Source organism: Pseudomonas sp. TNT3 (assembly GCF_010095445.2).
Classification (GTDB): Bacteria; Pseudomonadota; Gammaproteobacteria; order Pseudomonadales; family Pseudomonadaceae; genus Aquipseudomonas.
The window spans coordinates 55,813-71,434 of the sequence record NZ_WFGV02000023.1; the positions used below are offsets into that span (position 1 = coordinate 55,813).

14 protein-coding genes are annotated in these 15,622 nt (G+C 58.5%); 3 read left to right on the forward strand and 11 right to left on the reverse strand.

The features are described from left to right. Positions 1-25: 25 nt before the first annotated feature. Both GBC55_RS15365 and ilvA read left to right on the forward strand, forming a co-directional pair. Positions 26-1,177, forward strand: a complete 1,152-nt coding sequence (locus GBC55_RS15365) for a PQQ-dependent sugar dehydrogenase (RefSeq protein ID WP_162438192.1) — start codon at positions 26-28, stop codon at positions 1,175-1,177. A 417-nt stretch (positions 1,178-1,594) separates the two neighbouring features. Further along, a complete protein-coding gene (gene ilvA / locus GBC55_RS15370) occupies positions 1,595-2,608 on the forward strand; it encodes a threonine ammonia-lyase, biosynthetic (protein ID WP_162438193.1) in 1,014 nt (337 codons plus the stop codon). 8 nt (positions 2,609-2,616) lie between these two features. On the opposite strand, the gene eco is transcribed toward ilvA, so the two are convergent. Then, entirely contained in the window at positions 2,617-3,099 is a 483-nt protein-coding gene (gene eco, locus GBC55_RS15375) for a serine protease inhibitor ecotin (protein WP_162438194.1), read from the reverse strand. Positions 3,100-3,403: 304 nt separating this feature from the next. On the opposite strand from eco, the gene GBC55_RS15380 reads away from it, so the two are divergent. Continuing rightward, complete coding sequence (locus GBC55_RS15380) at positions 3,404-3,673, forward strand: DUF1652 domain-containing protein (protein ID WP_162438220.1); 270 nt, start codon at positions 3,404-3,406, stop codon at positions 3,671-3,673. Positions 3,674-3,733: 60 nt separating this feature from the next. On the opposite strand, the gene GBC55_RS15385 is transcribed toward GBC55_RS15380, so the two are convergent. From GBC55_RS15385 to GBC55_RS15430, 10 genes are all read right to left on the reverse strand, one after another. Further along, positions 3,734-4,000: a DUF2790 domain-containing protein gene (locus GBC55_RS15385; protein WP_162438195.1), complete on the reverse strand. Its 267-nt coding sequence runs from the start codon at positions 3,998-4,000 to the stop codon at positions 3,734-3,736. A gap of 309 nt (positions 4,001-4,309) precedes the next feature. Continuing rightward, positions 4,310-5,251: a carbohydrate kinase gene (locus GBC55_RS15390; protein ID WP_162438196.1), complete on the reverse strand. Its 942-nt coding sequence runs from the start codon at positions 5,249-5,251 to the stop codon at positions 4,310-4,312. Positions 5,252-5,264: 13 nt separating this feature from the next. Then, positions 5,265-6,761, reverse strand: coding sequence for a xylulokinase (xylB, locus tag GBC55_RS15395; RefSeq protein ID WP_162438197.1), 1,497 nt, complete (start codon positions 6,759-6,761; stop codon positions 5,265-5,267). 167 nt (positions 6,762-6,928) lie between these two features. Then, entirely contained in the window at positions 6,929-8,401 is a 1,473-nt protein-coding gene (locus GBC55_RS15400; protein WP_162438198.1) for a mannitol dehydrogenase family protein, read from the reverse strand. A 16-nt stretch (positions 8,402-8,417) separates the two neighbouring features. Beyond that, complete coding sequence (ugpC, locus tag GBC55_RS15405; RefSeq protein WP_162438199.1) at positions 8,418-9,521, reverse strand: sn-glycerol-3-phosphate ABC transporter ATP-binding protein UgpC; 1,104 nt, start codon at positions 9,519-9,521, stop codon at positions 8,418-8,420. Positions 9,522-9,687: 166 nt separating this feature from the next. Next, complete coding sequence (locus GBC55_RS15410) at positions 9,688-10,518, reverse strand: carbohydrate ABC transporter permease (protein ID WP_162438200.1); 831 nt, start codon at positions 10,516-10,518, stop codon at positions 9,688-9,690. Between the two features lie 8 nt (positions 10,519-10,526). After that, positions 10,527-11,426, reverse strand: a complete 900-nt coding sequence (locus GBC55_RS15415) for a sugar ABC transporter permease (protein ID WP_247266925.1) — start codon at positions 11,424-11,426, stop codon at positions 10,527-10,529. A 206-nt stretch (positions 11,427-11,632) separates the two neighbouring features. After that, positions 11,633-12,943: a sugar ABC transporter substrate-binding protein gene (locus GBC55_RS15420; protein WP_162438202.1), complete on the reverse strand. Its 1,311-nt coding sequence runs from the start codon at positions 12,941-12,943 to the stop codon at positions 11,633-11,635. 332 nt (positions 12,944-13,275) lie between these two features. Next, on the reverse strand, positions 13,276-14,181 hold the full coding sequence (locus GBC55_RS15425) for an AraC family transcriptional regulator (protein ID WP_162438203.1): 906 nt from the start codon (positions 14,179-14,181) through the stop codon (positions 13,276-13,278). A gap of 42 nt (positions 14,182-14,223) precedes the next feature. After that, positions 14,224-15,543 carry a glycosyltransferase gene (locus GBC55_RS15430; protein WP_162438204.1) on the reverse strand — a complete coding sequence of 440 codons (1,320 nt, stop codon included), beginning with the start codon at positions 15,541-15,543 and terminating at the stop codon, positions 14,224-14,226. Positions 15,544-15,622 lie beyond the last annotated feature (79 nt).

Here is a 15,622-nt window from a genome sequence, read left to right on the forward strand (position 1 = left end):
TTTTTTACGACATAAGGAATTGTGCATGTTGCGAAAAACCCTCCTGGCGACATTTTGCGCCAGCGCGATACTCACCACCGCATCGCCTGTCATGGCGGCGCCGACCCAGGAACTGAAGAGCGAGCAAGGCACACTCGAAGTCACGACCATCACTCAAGGGCTGGATCATCCCTGGGCACTGGCTTTTCTTCCGGATCGGCAAGGCATGCTGGTGACCGAGCGACCCGGCAACCTGCGGGTCGTCGCCGCCGATGGCAAACTTTCGTCCCCTATTAATGGCGTTCCGAAAGTCTGGGCCAAGGGGCAGGGCGGCTTGCTGGATGTGGTGCTGTCACCTGACTTCAAGCAAGACCGCACGGTCTACCTGTCGTATGCAGAAGGCGGGGGTGAGGGTGACAAGGCCGGGACGGCGGTTGGTCGCGGTCAACTCTCCGAGGACCTGACTACCCTGAAGAACTTCAAAGTGATCTTCCGCCAGGAGCCAAAGCTGTCGGTGGGCAACCACTTTGGTTCGCGACTGGTGTTCGACCGTGACGGTTATTTGTTCATCACCCTGGGTGAGAACAACGACCGGGCAACGGCCCAGGACCTCGATAAACTGCAAGGCAAAGTGGTGCGAATCTACCCGGATGGCAAGGTGCCGGACGACAACCCCTTTGTCGGGCAATCTGGCGTTCGCCCGGAAATCTGGTCCTATGGCCAGCGCAATCCGCAAGGCGCTGCGCTCAATCCCTGGACGGGCGTCCTGTGGGAGAACGAGCATGGGCCACGGGGCGGTGACGAGATCAACATCATCGAGCGCGGCAAGAATTACGGCTGGCCGATGGCAACCCACGGTATCAACTATTCAGGCCAGCCGATTCCGGAATCCAAGGGCAAGGCCACTGAAGGCACCGTGGCGCCACACCATGTCTGGGAGAAATCCCCGGGTCTCAGCGGTATGGCGTTCTACGACGCCGACCGTTTCAAGGTCTGGCAGCACAACGTGTTTATCGGAGCGCTGGTGACTCAGGAGCTGATCCGCCTGCAATTCGATGGCGACCGGGTCGTTCACGAAGAACGGTTGATGGGGGAGCTTAACAAACGCATTCGTGATGTGCGGCAGGGGCCCGACGGTTATCTGTACGTACTGACCGATGAAAGCGATGGAGCGCTGTATAAGGTTGGATTGAAGTAACCCTGCATAACGAACTTTGTAGCAGCAGGCGTCCGGCTGAGGTGTGGCGAGGGGATTTATCCCCGCTGGGTCGCGCAGCGGCCCCAAAACTATACGACTGCTTCGCAATCGAACGGGGATAAATCCCCTCGCCACAGGCTTCGCCAGCTGCTACTAGGTTTTGCGTTTAACGGAGATTGAATTGGCCATTGACTTGCCATTAGCGGGCAGCTAATTTCCGTACATGACTTTTACCGTATTGCGTTGCCAGCCAAGCATTATTACCGCCATTCCTTATTTGGCGGGCTAGCTCACGACTGCAGCACCCAACCCGCCCTAGAGGCGGGTTTTTACTTTCTGTCTCCTGGGTTTTGAATCAACACGGTCGGTGTAGGAACTGCCGCTCCTACGCCGGCCTGTGTACCACAGGAGATAACAATGAACAGCACTCCCTGCCAGCAAACCCTGCTTGAGCACTACGTAAAGAAGATCCTCGCCGCGCCCGTCTACGAGCTGGCTGTGCGAACACCCTTGCAAGTCGCCCCGGCTTTATCCGCAGCGCTGGGCAATCAGGTCCTGCTCAAGCGGGAGGACCTTCAACCGACCTTCTCCTTCAAGATTCGCGGTGCCTATAACAAGCTGGTGCAGTTAAGCGATGAGCAAAAGGCCCGGGGAGTGATCACCGCCTCTGCCGGCAATCATGCTCAGGGCGTTGCACTGGCGGCGCTTGAGCTGGGGATCGCCGCAACCATCGTGATGCCCTGCAAGACTCCGGAGTTGAAGGTGCTTGGCGTGCGCAGTCGAGCGGCGGAAGTGGTGTTGCACGGGCAAAGTTTTCCATTTGCCCTGGCCCACGCGTTGCAATTGGCAGAGGAAACCGGGCGCACCTTCGTTTCACCCTTCGACGACCCGGACGTGATTGCCGGGCAGGGCACGGTTGCCATGGAAATCCTTCGCCAGCATCAGGGGCCGCTGGACGCCATCTTCGTCCCGGTAGGCGGTGGAGGGTTGATCGCCGGGATCGCGGCGTATGTGAAATACCTGCGACCCGAAGTGCGCATCATCGGTGTCGAATCCGAACATTCTGCGTGTTTGGCCGCGGCATTAAGCGCGGGCACGCGTGTGGTGCTACCGAGCGTCGGCACCTTTGCCGATGGCGTGGCCGTGGCGCAGATCGGCGCTTATGGATTCGAGGTTTGCCGGTTTTGTGTCGATGAAGTCATCACCGTCAGCAACGATGAACTCTGCGCCGCGATCAAGAACATCTACGACGATACCCGCTCGATCACCGAACCTTCCGGTGCGCTGGCGGTGGCCGGGATCAAGAAGTACGTGGCGCAGACACGAGCAGCGGGACAGACGCTGATCGCCATCGACTCCGGCGCCAACATCAATTTCGACAGTTTGCGGCATGTGGCCGAACGCGCCGCGTTGAACGGCGCGCCGGCCTGAAGCGGCCTTTACTCTTGAACGGCTTTTTCGATTTTGCTCGATGCAGACCAGACCCGATAGCGGACGTCGACGTCTTCAGGCACGTAGAGCACGATAGGCAGCTTGCTGTTGTACCGCAGGAGGAATCCGTCGCCTACGACCGGTACAAAGTCTTGTTTCGACTTGCCATCCGGACAGGCCATCATCGTGCTCATCGGGCCGATGACTTTTTCGAGTCGGTAAAACGGATAACCCCATCCTTCGAGATTCTTCTCCTCAAGAATGCCGCCCAGGCGCTGACGATTGCAGTCCACCGTCAGCGTCTTGCCGGCGAGGATTTCAACCTGGAAGTTCTCTTCCTGAGGTTGGGACGGGAGATGAATGACCTGCCGGGTGAAACCCTGTTCAGGTTTCGGGAACGGCGCGACTTCTTCGAGTTTGGCAGCGTGTACAACGGTGGACAGCCCGGCAATTATTAGCCCGACGGTCGTGTTAAAGGTCACAGAACCCATGATGCCTCCTTGCTTGTGAGTGGGGTGAGCGGATACTGGATGTATTCCCCGCATTCTTGCTTTCGTCGCCGTTTATAGCAAACCTGTTATGAGAGGGTTGCGTTTTGCATGTGCCCAAACTGGGTTTCTTGCAAATTGCATGAGGCTTTTTTCAGTCGGGTCGCTAACGCATTGATTTGCCGATGAGCTGCACGGCGAACTTCAAGGCATGAATTATGCTGTATCTGCTCCTAAGCCGACCGTGCAGTTTATTGAGTCGGTGTCGAGTTTGATTGGCTATCTCAAAATTAAGGAGAGGGTCGCCATGTTTTTGTCTGCCTTGGAACTTCGTAACATTATTGAAAGCAGCTTTCTGCCGAGACGCTGCCAATGCACGCTGACACCCGATCTTTCGATGACCATAAAAGTTTATTCCGACGGTGCGACGGATCAGCTTGATCTGTGTAAAACCGGAATAGACGCCAAGCAGCTCAATGGGAGCCGGGAGATCAATGACCTGATCGCGGGGTTGCGTTCGGACATTGACCATCGAACGCATCTTCAGACACTCCATCCCGATCGAAAAGCCCTGTAGTTGCTCGCCGTAGAATCCCACACCTCAATGTCTGGCCTGGCAACCAGGCCAGACATTGCTTCAATTCTGATAGCTGCACGCATCGGATAATTTGCGATAGGTGATTTCTGCGGGTTTGCCCGTGTTGTCGATGTATTTCATTTCCGCCGTCACCACTTTGCAGTCCAGTGTCGAAGGTTCGGTCAAGGCGACCACCTTGGACACGTGCAATGGCATTCCATAGTGATAGGGCACGGCTTGCGTCTGCGCGGAGTCGCTGGCGTTTGCGATTCCGGTAAATGCCGTAAAGGTGAGGGAAGAAGCGAGCAGTACAGTGCGCACGTTCATGAACTTTCTCCAATGCAGAAGGCTGTCAACTCGACGAGACGATCGTCGGGCCTGCCGCACTGGGCGTCAGAGAAGTCTGAGGGCGTGCGGTCCAGTAAAGTTTTGGACCGCAGTGTTAAGGGATGGTTAACCTGCTTGAGCGCCGCCTGTCGGCTGGTAGAAAGGGATAGAAATTCAACATTGCTACCGCCTGATAATCCGCTATCGCGAGCAGGCTCACTCCTACAAGGGTTTGAGGTTATATCGAGCTTTTGGCCGACACACACCGAATGTGGGAGCGAGCTTGCTCGCGATGAGGCCATGGCTTCATCAAAGATCCAGTTGATGCCGATACGGCAGATCCGGCCCCGTCTTGCTGCAGGTCAACGCTGCTGCTTGCACTGCAAATTTCAGCATCGCCTCAATCTGCTCACGCGCCAGCCGCTGCACCCCCTCCACCGAATCCATCTGCTGCTCGGTCAGCCACGCAATCAACGCGGCCTGAAAGGTGTCGCCTGCGCCCACCGTGTCAGCAATGTCCACCGGGCGCGCCGCCACCGACCATGAACCGTGCTGCCGACTGAACACCGTCGCGCCTTCGCCTCCGCGCGTCAGGAACAGCAGCTGGCAGCGATATTCCAGCCAGCCCTCGATCACCCGTTGCGGGTCTTGTTCGGGGTACAACAGGCTCAGGTCTTCGTCGCTGACCTTGATCAGGTCGGCAAGCTCGACCAACGTCGCGATGCGAGAACGCCACAGCTCAATGTCGGGCTCAGGATTCAGCCGCACATTCGGGTCCAGGCTGATCAGACGTTTGCCACTTTCACGCTGCACCAGCGCCAGCAGCGTGTCGGCAATCGGCTGCACCACCAGCGAGAACGAGCCAACGTGCAAGCCCCTCACCTCAGATCCCAAGGGCGGCAAGTGTTCCAGTTTCAATTGTCGATCCGCACAGCCTTCACCCCGAAAGCTGTAGTGAGGCGAGCCGTTTGCACCCACTGCCACCATCGCCAAGGTGGTCGGTGCGGCGAAATCCACCAAAAATTCCGGGCGCACCCCTTCGTCTCGCAGTACTTGCTGCAGGCGCCTGCCCAGATAGTCGGTGGACAACCCAGCAAACAGCGCGGCTTCCACGCCTAAACGGCGCAAGCCTACCGCCACGTTGAACGGCGAGCCGCCAGCGATGGCCTTGAAATTAACCCTGGAAGCCAGACCGCTGGCATCGTCTTCGCTGAAGAAATCGAACAGCGCTTCACCACACACAAGATACATAATTGTTCGCTCTTTAAAGTGTTGCGACATGCCGTTGATAGCGCTCATAAGCCTGCTCGAACGCTGCCACATTGGCGGCAATCGGCAGGGTTTCGCTGGCCAGGTCGAGCTTTACACAGCGCTCGCAAAGATCCGCCAGGCTGTCCTCGTGTCCATTTACCCAGGACGCGCACCATGCTGCCTGAATCGCTGCGCCAAGCGCCGCGGCTTCGCTTTGCTCGGTGCAGATCACCGGCGTGTTCATGATGTCGGCGACGATCTGCCGCCACACCGGGCTTTTCGAGCCGCCGCCGATCAGGCAGATGCGCAGGCTTTTTAAGCCATTGTGGCGTAACAGGTCCAGCCCGTAACGCAAACCAAAGGTGGTGCCTTCGACAACGGCGCGACACAGATTGGCCTGGGTCAGGTTGGTCATGGTCAGCCCCAGCAGGCTACCGGTGGCGTGGGGCAGGGCGGGCACCCGTTCGCCGTTGAGAAACGGCAGCATGCAAATGCCATCGGCGCCGATCGGAGCTTGTGCAATTTGTTCGTTGAACTGCTCGATAGTCAGGTCGAACAGCTCACGAATCACCCCAGTGGCGTTGGTCAGGTTCATGGTGCAAATCAGCGGCAACCACCCGCCGGTCGAGGAGCAGAACGTCGCCACCGACGCATCCTTGCTGACTTTCGGCTGATCGGCGTAAGCGTAAACCGTCCCCGAAGACCCCAGGCTCATGGTGATGGCGCCGGGCTTGATGTTGCCGGTGCCAATGGCACCCATCATGTTGTCACCGCCACCGCTGGAGACTGTTGCGTTCGGATTGATGCCCAAGCGCTCTGCGATGCTCCCAAGGACGGTACCGACCGCTTCATGAGCGTCTATCAACTCCGGCAGTGCGGCTTGCAAACGTCCGGTGGGATCAATGTCGCGCAGCAGCTGCAAATCCCACTGACGGGTGCGCACGTTGAAGTAGCCGGTGCCGGATGCGTCGCCGTATTCGCTGCAACTGCGGCCAGTGAGCCAGTAATTAAGGTAGTCATGGGGCAACAGGATGCGTGCGATTCGGGCGAATATCTCTGGGTGCTGTTCCTTGGTCCAGAGCAGTTTGGAAACGGTGTAGCCGGGTGCGATGACGATGCCGAGACGTTCCAGGGAGCCTTCTTCACCGCCCAGATGAGCCAGCAGGCGTTCATTCTGCGGGGTGGATTCGGTGTCACACCACAACTTGGCCGGACGCAGCACCTGACCTTGATCGTCGAGCAGGACCAGGCCGTGTTGCTGCCCGGAAACACCGATGCCGAGGATGTCCTGACCGTCGACATTGGCCGCGAGCAGCGCACGGCGAGTCGCCAGGCAAAAGGCCTCGGTCCATTCATTTGTGTCTTGTTCACGCCGGCCATTGGCGCCGCTGATCAGCGTGTGCGGAGCGGCTCCCTGGCCTATGACCTGACCACTGACAGCGTCGAGGATGATGGCTTTGGTGCCTTGGGTGCCGCAGTCGATGCCCAGGAACAGGTGTTGGTTTGCCATGGGAGATCCTTGGGTCTTCGGGTCGATAGGAATACACATTCGATGTCAGTGGTGCCTGTCAGAAAGCTATCGCCAGCAGGCTAGCTCCCACACTGGGTTGTGGCGTTCGCAATGCCCCTGTGGGAGCTAGCTTGCTAGCGATGGCGGCAGCCGGTTCACCGCCGCACTCAATCCAAAATCCGCTCCAGCGTCCGCGACACTCCCACCTCGCGCAAACTGTTACAGCACCACTCAAACGCCGCCACAAATTCGGGAGAGTCTGGAATCGCCGTGCCAAAAATCTCCTCGACCGCCAACAAGCGCTGCGTGATCAGCGCATCCTCCGCCACCAGCGCCTGGCAAAACACCGCCCGCGGATCGGGTATTGAAAACGTCTCCCCATGCTCATCGACACCCTTCAGATACAACGCCCAGGCCGCCACCACCAACGCTGCACGCCGTGTGTCCCGGCCATCGGCTATCAACCGATTGATGGTCGGCACGGTGAATTTGGGAAACTTCGACGAGCCATCCGAACACACCCGCTCCAGTTGATCGGCAATCGCCTGATTGGAGAACCGCTCAACCAGCGTGTTCTTGTAATCGGTCAAGTCAATTCCCGGCACGGGCGAGAGTTGCGGCGTCACTTCCAGGTCCATGTAGGCACGCATGTAACGCACGAACAGCGGATCGTTCATGGTTTCGTGAACGAAGCGGTAGCCCTTCAGAAACCCGAGATACGTCAGCGCCAGGTGGCTGCCGTTGAGCAGTTTGATTTTCATCTCTTCATAAGGCGTCACGTCGTCAGTGAACTGCACGCCGACCTTCTCCCAGGCCGGGCGTCCGTTGACGAACCGGTCTTCCAGTACCCACTGCACAAAGGGTTCACAGACCACCGGCCAGGCGTCGTCCACCGCGTGTTTGTCAGCCAGTTGCAGGCGATGTTCGGTGCTGGTCATCGGCGTGATGCGGTCGACCATGGCATTGGGGAAGCTCACGTTGTCAGCGATCCAGTCGCGCAGATCAGCATCACGCAATTCGGCGAACGCCAGCAGGGCTTTACGGGTGACGGCGCCGTTGTGCGGCAGGTTATCGCAGGACATCAAGGTGAACGCCGGGATGCCGGCGGCCCGCCGTCGGGCCAGCGCGGCGCAGAGGAAGCCGAACACGGTTTTCGGATTGTCCGGGTTCGCCAGATCATGCTGGATCTGCGGCAGATGGGCCATGAACTCGCCGTTACTGTCATCGATGCAGTAACCGCCTTCGGTGATGGTCAGCGAGACAATACGAATCTGCGGGTTCGCGAGTTTGGCGATCAGTGCCTCGGCGCCATCTTCAGCCAACAACATGTCGCGTATCGCGCCGATGACCCGGACTTCAGTGTCGTCGGTGTCGCCCAGTTCGAACAGTGTGAACAGGCAATCCTGCTCCTTGAGGTCATCCCGGGCGCGACGGTCTTCGGCACGCAGACCAATCCCGCAAATCGCCCAGTCCAGACCTTCGCCGGTGTTCATCAGCGCGTCGGTGTAATACGCCTGGTGCGCACGGTGAAAACCACCGACGCCGATGTGCGCGATACCCTGGCGAGTGTCGCTGAGCGTGTAGGAAGGCAAGATCACCTCAGGAGCGAGACGATGCATATTCTGTTTATTGAGTTTCATCACAGGCTCTCTAAGATCAGGCCGCTGCACGCAACGGGCGCGTCAACGCCACGCCGTCGGCACCGAACAAATGGCAGTGTTGAGCATCCAGGTGCAGGCTCAGGGCCTCGCCATAACGGCTGGCCAGGTCGCCGCGAACGCGCATCGTCAGTGCTTCACCCGAGGAGGTGACGACGTGGCAGAAGGTGTCGCTGCCCAGGCGTTCGCTGACGTCGGCGGTGACGTTGAGTGTGCAATCACCGGTTTGCGCCAGTTCCAGATGCTCTGGGCGAATGCCCAGGGTCACGGCGCCACCAACGCTCAGGTTCGCGCCGGACAGCGGCAAGGTAATACGCGTGCCGGCGTCCAGCAGCACTTCGCAGCCCTGGCCGTCGGTGCGGGTGATCTTGCCTTTCAGGAAGCCCATTTTCGGCGTGCCGAGAAAGCCTGCGACAAACAGGTTGGCGGGCTGGTGATAGAGGTCCAGTGGCGAGCCCACTTGCTCGATCTTGCCGCCATTGAGCACAACGACTTTGTCAGCCATGGTCATGGCTTCGACCTGGTCGTGGGTGACGTAGATCATCGTCGCTTGCAGGTCTTTATGCAGTCGCAACAACTCCAGACGCATCTGCACCCGCAGTGCGGCGTCGAGGTTGGACAGCGGTTCGTCGAACAGAAAAATCTTCGGGTTGCGCACGATGGCCCGGCCGATGGCCACGCGTTGACGCTGCCCGCCAGACAATTGTTTAGGCTTGCGTTCCAGCATCGGCCCGAGTTCGAGGATGCGGGCGGCTTCACCGACTTTCTTCTCTACCTCGGCTTTGGATACGCCGGCCAGGTCCAGGGCAAACGACATGTTTTTGCGCACGCTCATGTGCGGGTACAGGGCGTAAGTCTGGAACACCATCGCGAGGTCGCGCTTGGCAGGGCTGACTTCGGTGATGTCACGGCCATCGAGTTCGATGGTGCCGCCGCTGACTTCTTCCAGACCCGCAATCAGGCGCAACAGGGTGGATTTGCCGCAACCCGACGGGCCGACGAACACCACGAATTCCTTGTCGTTCACTTCCAGGTCGATGCCCTTGATGATGGAAAAGCCTTCGAAGCCTTTTTGCAGATTCTTGATTTTCAGGTTGGCCATGATGATGGGCCTCCGCAGTATTGTTATTCGTTTGAGCCGGGCGAGCTTTTTTGTAGGAGTGAGCCTGCTCGCGATAGCGGAGTGTCATTCGACAATGATGTCGACTGACACGGCCTCATCGCGAGCAGGCTCACTCCTACAGGGAATGGCATTGGGTTCGGGATGTTCATTTCACAGCGCCAAACGACAGGCCGCGCACCAGTTGTTTCTGGCTGATCCAGCCAAAAATCAGGATCGGCGCGCAGGCCAGCGTCGAGACTGCCGACAACTTGGCCCAAAACAGACCTTCGGGGCTCGAGTACGAGGCAATCAGCGCGGTCAGTGGCGCGGCTTTCGACGAGGTCAGGTTCAACGACCAGAACGCCTCGTTCCAGCACAGGATCAGCGACAGCAGCACCGTGGACGCCAGGCCACCCTTGGCGATCGGCAGCAGCACGCGGACCATTTCCTGCCACAGCGTGGCCCCGTCCAGACGCGCAGCTTCGAGGATGTCTTTGGGGATGTCTTTGAAGTAGGTGTAAATCATCCAGACCACGATCGGCAGATTGATCAGCGTGTAGATGATGATCAACGCGATGCGCGTATCCAGCAGCCCGAAGCTCTTGGCCAGCAGGTAGATCGGCATCAGCACGCCCACCGGTGGCAGCATTTTGGTGGAGAGCATCCACAGCAACGTGCCTTTGGTGCGTGGGGTTTCGTAGAACGCCATGGAATAGGCCGCAGGCACCGCGATCAACAGGCACAGGGCGGTGGCGCTGAAGGAAATCACCACCGAGTTCCAGGCAAAGCTGAAGTAATCGCTGCGCTCATTGATGTGCAGGTAGTTCTCCAGCGTCGGCGTGAAAATGAACTGCGGCGGTGTGGCGAAGGCGTCGATTTCGGTTTTGAAACTGGTCAGCACCATCCAGAAGATCGGGAAGAAAATCAGGATCGCGATGGCCCAGGCCAGGGTGCCGAGCAGCAGGCTTTGCAGGCGACGGGATTGTTGAAGAGTCATGGCAGGCCTCAGGCTTTGTCTGTCAGGTTTTTGCCGATCATGCGCACCAGGATGATCGCCGCGATGTTGGCAATCACCACGGCGATCAATCCGCCCGCCGATGCCATGCCGACGTCGAACTGCACCAGCGCCTGGTTGTAGATCAGGTACGCGAGGTTGGTCGAGGCATAGCCGGGTCCACCGTTGGTGGTGGTGAAGATTTCGGCGAACACCGAGAGCAGGAAGATGGTTTCGATCATCACCACCACCGCAATCGGCCGAGCGAGGTGCGGCAGCGTCAGGTGCCAGAAAATCGCGATCGGCCCGGCACCGTCCAGGCGTGCGGCTTCTTTCTGTTCCTGGTCGAGGGACTGCATGGCGGTCATCAGGATCAGGATCGCAAAGGGCAGCCATTGCCAGGACACGATGATGATGATCGACAGCAGCGGGTAGTGCGCCAGCCAGTCCACCGGTTGCGCGCCGAACAGTTTCCAGACGTAGGCAAGAATCCCCGAGACCGGATGGAAAATCAGGTTCTTCCAGATCAGGGCGCCAACGGTGGGCATGATGAAGAATGGCGAGATCAGCATGACCCGAACGATGCCGCGACCGAGAAACTCACTGGCCTCCAGCAACGCAGTGATCAGTACGCCGAGTACGACGCTGATCAGCAGCACACTGCCCACCAGCAGCAAAGTATTGGTGGCCCCGGGCATGAACCCCGAGTCGGTCAGGAAATAGGTGAAGTTCTCCAGCCCCACGAACTCGTTTTCGCCCGGATTGAGCAGGTTGTAGCGAATCACCGAGAAATAGACGGTCATGCCCAGCGGCACGATCATCCAGAGCAGCAACAAGGCTACGGAAGGGCTGACCAGAAACCAGCCGGGATTGGCCAGCCGGCTTTTACGCACCGGCTGGGGAATGTCCATGTGAGCTTTGGCAGTTGAAATATTCATGGCATTAGAACCAGTTAAGAACAGGTGCATGACGATCAAATGTCGGAGCAGGCTTTTGTGGTGAGGGAGCTTGCTCCCGCTGGGTTGCGAAGCGACCCCATAACTTTTGCGACTGCTTCGCAGCCGAGCGGGAGCAAGCTCCCTCGCCACAATCACCATCCCAAGGGGAATGTGCGGGATTACTTGGGATAACCGGCGCGCTTCATCTCTCGTTCAGTAGTCTGCTGGGCGGCGGCCAGGGCCTGATCGACCGTGGTCTGACCGATGAGCGCTGCCGAGAACGATTTGCCCACCTGGGTGCCGATGCCCTGGAACTCGGGAATCGTCACCAACTGAATACCGATGTAAGGCACAGGCTTGAGCGTCGGCTTGCTTGGGTCCGCCGCTTTCAGCGACTCCAGCGTCACCTTGGCGAACGGCGCGGCGCTCATGTACGCCTCGCTGTAGGTCGAGGCCCGAGTGCCTGGTGGCACGTTGGCGATGCCGTCGGTTTTGGCGACCAGTTCACCGTATTCCCTGGACGTGGCCCAGGCGCTGAAGGTTTTCGCCGCGTCTTTCGCCTTGGAACTGGCCGGAATCGCCAGCGCCCAGGAATAGAGCCAGGCCGAACCTTTGTCCGTCACCTGATGCGGGGCATAGGTAAAGCCGACGTGGTCGCTGACTTTGCTCTGGGTCTTGTCGGTGACGAACGAACCGGCAACGCTGGCATCGACCCAGATCGCGCATTTGCCGCTGTTGAACAGCGCAAGGTTTTCGTTGAAACCGTTGCTCGACGCGCCCGGCGGGCCGGATTTTTTCATGATGTCGACGTAGAAATTCAGCGCGTTTTTCCACTCCGGTCCGGTGAATTCCGGCTGCCACTTTTCGTCGAACCAGCGCGCACCGTAGGCGTTGGCCAGGGTGGTGATCAGGGCCATGTTCTCGCCCCAACCGGCTTTGCCGCGCAGGCAGATGCCGTACTGTTCTTTGTCTTTGTTGGTGAGTTTGCTGGCGAACTCACCGATCTGCTCCCAGGTCGGACGCTCGGGCATGGTCAGGCCGGCATCCTTGAACAGGTCGGTGCGGTAATAAGTGATGGAGCTTTCAGCGTAAAACGGCAGGGCATACAACGAACCCTTGACCGAGAGGCCTTCACGCACGGAAGGAAACACGTCGTCGAGCGCATACGCGGCGGGCAAATCCTTCATCGGCTCCAACCAGCCCTTGGCGCCCCAGAGTGCGGCTTCGTACATGCCAATAGTCAGAACGTCGAACTGACCGCCCTGGGTCGCAATGTCCGTGGTCAGGCGTTGGCGCAGGACGTTTTCTTCAAGCACCACCCAATTGAGCTTGATCTCCGGATGCTCGGCTTCGAAGGTTTTCGAGAGCTTTTGCATGCGGATCATGTCGCTGTTGTTGACGGTGGCGATGGTCAGGGTCTGGGCGCCAAGGCTGACGCTGCTGAAGGTCAGGCAGGCGAGGGCAAGCAGAGCTTTTGCAGAAGGTTGCATCGTGCACTCCTTTTCTGCACCCGAGGGGGGACAGAAGGACAGTTATTGTTTTTGTGTCTGCCGGAGACCGGAAGAATGTGCACTGATTACAACGTTCAATCGAGCGCGTGACAAATTGTTCATCGCACTCAAACCGATACTATTTTGCACTGACAGGCGGGTGCGAAGATGCCACGTCGGATACTTCTGTAGCAGCTGCCGAAGGCTGCGTTCGAGTGCGCAGCGCTCGCCGAATGTGGGTCATACGGCGAATCCAGAGTTTAAAAAACGGAAACGATGGCGCCTGCTGCGCAGGTGAACGCAGCCTTCGGCAGCGGCTACAGGGGAAAGCGTCAGTGCTGGTTTTGCTCAGTCAAACGCTGCACCGCCAACCGCCGATAATGCGAAGGCGTCATGCCCTTGAGCTGTTGAAAGCGTCGATTGAAATTGGAGATATTGTTGAAACCCGACTCAAAGCAGACATCGGTCACCGGCTTGTCGCCGTCCGCCAGCAATTCGCAGGACTTGCTGATGCGCAAGCGGTTGACGAACTCGATGAAGCAGCGCCCGGTGGCTTGCTTGAACACACGGCTGAAATACGTCGGCTTCATCCCCAGGTGCGCGGCGACTTCTTCCAGGGGCAGTTCCCGTGCGTAATGGGCAAAGATGTAATCGACCGCGCGGTTGGTGCGGTCAACGTTATGCTCATCGGCCAGTTGCGATGTGGTAGCGCCGGACAGCAATTGGTAATCGTCCGAAGCGGCCAGCAACTCCAGCAATATGAAAAAATGCCCGAGACGGGTCACGCCTTGGGTGTCGGCGATACGCTGCATCAGGCTCATCGCCTGGCGGATCGTGCGCTGGCAGCGGAATTCGATACCGTACTGCGCACGCTCAAGCAGTGGCGCCAGGGCCTTGAGCTCGGCGAAGACCAGGTGACCACTGTCGAACAATTCATCCGTGAAATTCACCAGCATGTCGCGCTTGGGCACCACCTCGTCTTCGGCGACCTGGCTGATCCAGTTATGGGGCAGGTTGGGGCCAGTAAGAAACAGGGTTTGCGGGTAAAAATTGCCGATGTAATCGCCGATGAACACCTTGCCGGAGCTGGCAACGATCAGGTGCAGTTCGTATTCCTTGTGGAAATGCCAGCGCACTAAAGGGCAGGGGAAGCCATGCTGGCGATAGATGATGGACAGACCGTTGTGGTCGTCCATCAGCTCGTAGGAGGGGTCGGTAACTCTGGCTGCTCGGCTCATGTCAGGGCGCTTTTATTGTTCTCGCACGCTGATCATGCCTCGTTACGGGTGGTTCGTGCCACCCGTAGGAAGGGTCTGACGGTTTTTTGCTTCAATCCACTGCGCCATGTATTGCGTGCTCTTGTGGTGATGGTGGCGCAGCATGCTCCCGGTGAAATTGTCCCTTCTGATCGTGTTTATTTGCTGCTGACAGGCCTGGAGGCGGGCGATCAGCACCGGGCCATGATCGGTCTTGAGGTAGCGGCGCGACAGCAGTTCCACGCCTGCGGCCTGTGCGTCAAGCCAGGTTTTTTCGTCCTTGTAGAGTTGTACTGCGCTGTCTGCAAATTGCTGTGCGGTGCGGGTTATCGCGCCTGGCCAGGGTTCTTCGCCGTGCATGCCTTCTGCACCGACGGGCGTGGTGACATTGGGCGTGCCGCAGAGCATGGCGTCCACCAATTTGCCTTTGATGCCCGCACCGAATCGTAGCGGCGCGACGCACACCCGCGCCGCCGACATGACTTGCAAGGCATCTTCGGCCCAGTTCATGACATGAAACCCTTGCGCGGCATTGTGTAACGCCGTCGCTTTGGGCGGTGTATAGGCGCCGTAGATGTGGAGTTGGGCAGTGGGCAATTGCTGACGAATCAACGGCCAGATCGCGGTTTTAAGCCAGAGAACAGCATCCCAGTTCGGTGCATGGCGGAAGTTGCCGATACTCAGGAAATTCGCCCGCTCTTCGAAGGGTAGGAATGGCTGAGTCGGCAAATCGACCATCAACGGGCACCAGTGCAGCAAGTTGCGAGGCACGTTGAACTGCTCAACCAGTAACTCGATTTCCACTTCGGAAATCATCAGCGTCAAGTCACAACGATAAATCGCTGCCAGTTCCCGTTTGGCCAGATCCGTATCGGCCATGTGCTCAAACTCATCACGCAACGCGGGCGCGAACAGTTCGTTGAAATCGTGGTTATCGTCGCTGACCTTCAACCGGTCCTTGAGTCGTTGGTGCCGGGCGTGTCGCAGACTCTGCAGGTCCGAGGTTTCGAGCACGCGCAAGGCGTCGGGGCACTGTTGCTCAACGCGCCAGCCAAACTGTTCTTCCATCATGAATTGATCGAACAGCACGATGTCCGGGGCCAGTTCGCTGACAAAGGTGTCAAAACTGCTGTTGTTCAACTCGATCGGCACTTGGCGAATGCCCAGTGCCGTCAGGTCTGCCGGATGTTCGCCCGCGCCGGCGGGACTGCTGAACGTGATGTCCCAGCCTTGTTGCACAAACGCCTCGAGGATTTGCATGACATGGCCACTGGCCGCCGAAGAGCGGGGTTCGGGCCAGACGTAACCAATGACCAGGACTTTGGTTGCGTGGGGTTGACTCATGAGGCATTCCTTGAAGCAGGCAGGGGGCGCAGTGAAAATAAGGCGTGATGTTAACCCATAGCGCAAAACGGTCCTGGAC